Source organism: Bellilinea sp., assembly GCF_034432615.1.
Classification (GTDB): domain Bacteria; phylum Chloroflexota; class Anaerolineae; order Anaerolineales; family Anaerolineaceae; genus Bellilinea.
Genome location: NZ_DAOUBL010000163.1, coordinates 1 through 3,666 on the forward strand (window position 1 = coordinate 1; position 3,666 = coordinate 3,666).

4 protein-coding genes are annotated in these 3,666 nt (G+C 57.9%); all 4 read left to right on the forward strand.

Annotated elements, in window-relative coordinates; genetic code table 11:
• A partial coding sequence (locus VAE48_RS07750; protein WP_322792747.1) for a BMC domain-containing protein occupies nt 1–184 on the forward strand: 184 nt, incomplete at its 5' end.
• Nucleotides 185–204: 20 nt separating this feature from the next.
• On the forward strand, nt 205–1,653 hold the full coding sequence (locus VAE48_RS07755; protein ID WP_322792748.1) for an ethanolamine ammonia-lyase reactivating factor EutA: 1,449 nt from the start codon (nt 205–207) through the stop codon (nt 1,651–1,653).
• Between the two features lie 60 nt (nt 1,654–1,713).
• On the forward strand, nt 1,714–3,084 hold the full coding sequence (locus VAE48_RS07760) for an ethanolamine ammonia-lyase subunit EutB (protein ID WP_322792749.1): 1,371 nt from the start codon (nt 1,714–1,716) through the stop codon (nt 3,082–3,084).
• 12 nt (nt 3,085–3,096) lie between these two features.
• A partial coding sequence (locus VAE48_RS07765; protein WP_322792750.1) for an ethanolamine ammonia-lyase light chain EutC occupies nt 3,097–3,666 on the forward strand: 570 nt, incomplete at its 3' end.

The following is a 3,666-nucleotide window of genomic DNA, read 5'->3' on the forward strand; positions in this document are numbered from 1 at the left end:
CGGCAAAGAATACATCGGCGGCGGGTATGTGACCGTCATGGTGCGCGGCGATGTCGGCGCGGTCAAAGCCGCCACCGATGCCGGCGCAGCCGCTGCCCAGCGGGTTGGCGAACTGGTCAGCGAGCATGTCATCCCGCGCCCGCACAGCGATGTGGAGATGATTCTGCCCAAAGTTGAAGGCTGAGCGAGGAGCAGATTTTCCTCATGAGCGACTCGCGGGAAATGGTCAGTGTTGGCATTGATGTCGGCACCACAACCACCCAGCTGGTATTCTCCCGTCTGGCAGTGAGCAATATCTCCCGTCTTGGGCAGATACCCCGTTTTCAGGTCAGCGGTAAATCGGTCCTGTACGAAAGCCCGGCCTACTTCACCCCCCTGCTAACCCCCGATGTGGTGGATGTGCAAAAATTGAGCGAGATCATCCGAAACGAATACCGGAAAGCCGGCATTCAACCCCAACAGGTCGAAACCGGCGCGGTAATCATCACCGGCGAAATTGCCCGCACCCAAAATGCCGAGGAGATTCTCAAGGCCATCGCCTCGCTGGCGGGTGAGTTCGTGGTCACCGTTGCCGGCCCGAATGTGGAATCGCTAATCGCCGGCAGGGGGTCGGGAGCGGCTGCCTACTCCTCGGAAAACTACACCACCGTCACCAATGTAGATATTGGCGGCGGCACCTCCAACGCAGCCATTTTCCGCTCCGGGGAGCATCTCTCTTCATCGGCGCTGGCTGTCGGCGGACGGCAGATCGTCATTGAAAAGACCTCCGCCATCGTCCAGCATATTGCCCCGCCCGGCCAGTTAATCATCAAAACGCTCGGCCTGCCCATTTTTGTGGGCAAGCGGGTTGACCTGAATGTGCTGCAGCCCTTCTGCGACTGCATGGCCGACCTGATCGCCGACCTGATTCACGGCGTGCAGACCGAGCTGGGCAGGCAGCTGCAACTTTCTCCACCGTTGACCCACGCCGCCGAATCCAAAGTGCTGTTCATCTCCGGCGGGGTTGGCAGCTACTTTTACCAGCCGGTCGAGATTCATTCGCTGGCAGATGTGACCATCCATAACGATGTCGGGCCTTTGCTGGCTCAATCACTGCGGCTCAATCCGCGCATTCGTCAAATGCGGGTGGAAAAACCGGCCCAAACCCTACGCGCTACGGTGCTGGGTGCTGCCACCCAAACCATCACCCTGAGTGGCAGCACCATCTTCACCGATGCCAGCCTGCTTCCGCTGCGCAACCTGCCCGTCATCCGCCCGCATTTCAACAACGGTGACCTGCACAACCCCAGTAAAGTCAAGGAAGCCGTCCAAAGTGCCGTCCTGCGTTGGGACCTGGGACAAAATTCTGGGCATTTTGCCATTGCGCTGGATTTGCCGCCCCGCCTCGATTTCCCCACCCTGCAGTCACTGGCTGCCGGTCTGGTGCAGTTTTTCGGTGAACTCGGCCAACCCGGTATTCCGCTGGTGCTGATCACCGAAGCGGACTACGCGCAAGTGCTCGGGCAGACCATCCGCTCGCTCAACACTCACATCCCGCTCATCAGCGTGGATCAGGTTGATCTAGCAGAAGGTGATTTCATTGACATCGGTGAACCGATTCTTGACGGGCGGGTGGTGCCGTTATCTGTAAAAACCCTCATTTTTTACCATTAGCGGTGGAAAAATGTTGAGTCAATCCTTTCATTCAAAGCGTAACCGAGAAGGAGGATTTCTATGCTCTTAAGAACCAGGTTGTTTGGAAATACCTACGAGTTCGGCTCCATCAAAGAGGTCATGGCCAAAGCCAACGAGGAGAAATCCGGTGACCGTCTGGCGGGGATTGCCGCCCGCAGTGTTGCCGAGCGCATGGCAGCCCGCTACGTGCTGGCAGAAGTGCCGCTGGAAGTGCTGCGCAACAATCCGGCCGTGCCATACGAGGAGGATGAAGTTACCCGTGTCATTCAGGATTCGGTCAACGAAACCATTTACAACGAAATCAAGCACTGGACGGTTGGCCAGTTTCGCGAATGGCTGCTGGATGACAACACCACCGGCGAGATGATCCGGCGCGTCAGCAACGGTTTGACCGCCGAAATGGTGGCCGCCGTGACCAAATTGATGTCCAACATGGACCTGATGGTTGCCGCCCGCAAGATTCGCGTCACGGCGCACTGCAACAACACCATCGGATTGGAAGGCACACTGGCTTCCCGCAATCAGCCAAACCACCCGACCGACTCGCCCGAAGGCATCCGTGCCACCATCTACGAAGGGCTTTCCTTTGGCTCCGGTGACAGCGTCATCGGCATCAACCCGGTGGATGATTCGCTCGCCAGCGTCATGCGCCTGCTGGACATGACCTACGACATCATCCAGAAATGGCAAATTCCCACCCAAAACTGCGTGCTGGCGCACGTTACCACGCAGATGGAAGCCATGCGGCGCGGCGCACCGGTCGGCCTGGTATTCCAGAGTCTGGCCGGTTCACAAAAAGCCAACGAAGCCTTTGGCGTGACGGTTGCCATGATTGACGAAGCCTACGAGATGGCTCAAAAGTACTGCTGGACGGCCGGGCCGAACTACATGTACTTTGAAACCGGTCAGGGAACTGCCCTCTCGGCAGATGCCCATTACGATACCGACCAGCTGACCATGGAAGCGCGCATCTACGGGCTTGCCAAACGCTACAAACCCTTCCAGGTCAACACGGTGGTCGGTTTCATCGGCCCGGAGTACCTGTACGACTCGGTACAGATTACCCGCGCCGGCCTGGAAGATCACTTCATGGGCAAACTGACCGGTATTTCGATGGGCTGCGATGCCTGCTACACCAACCACGCCAAAGCCACCCAAAACGACATCGAAAATCTGGCGGTGCTGCTTACGGCGGCTGGCTGCAACTACTTCATGGGCGTGCCCATGGGGGATGATGCCATGCTCAGTTATCAATGCACCAGTTACCACGACACCGCCGCCTTACGGCAGTTGCTCGGCCTGCGTCCGGCCCCCGAATTTGAAAAATGGATGGAGTCGATCGGCTTGATGGAAAACGGTAAACTGACCGCCAAAGCTGGCGATGCTTCATTCTTCCTGCAACGCAAATAAGGAGAAATTCTTATGGAACAAGGCAAAATGGATATCGAGGCAATCGTTCAGGCCGTACTGGCTGAACTGAACAAGAAAAACGCCGGTCAGCCGGCTGCTGCGCCGGCAAAAACTGCCGCCAACGGTGAACTGGTCATAGATTTACCCGACCCGACTGTGCCGGAACACCGCTTTGCGCCTGGGGTCAAAAACCCCTACGACCTGGAAGGTCTGCGCAACCTGATGGCCACCACCACCGCCCGCATCGGAGTCGGACGCGCCGGCCCGCGCCCGCGTACCGCCTCACTGCTGCTGTTCCAGTCCGATCACGGCGTAACGCAGGATGCCATCTACGGCGAAGTGGATCAGGCCGTGCTGGATAAATTTGAGCTGTTCACCGTCCAGACTCAGGTGGAAGACCGCAACCAGTACCTGACCCGTCCGGATCTCGGCCGAAAGTTGAGTGAAGAAGCCAAGAAGGTCATCGCCGAACGCTGCGTCAAGAAACCGCAGGTGCAAATTGTGGTAGGCGATGGGCTGAGCGCAGCCGCCATCAACAACAACTTCCCGCTCATCTACCCGGTCATCGTGCAGGGTTTGAAG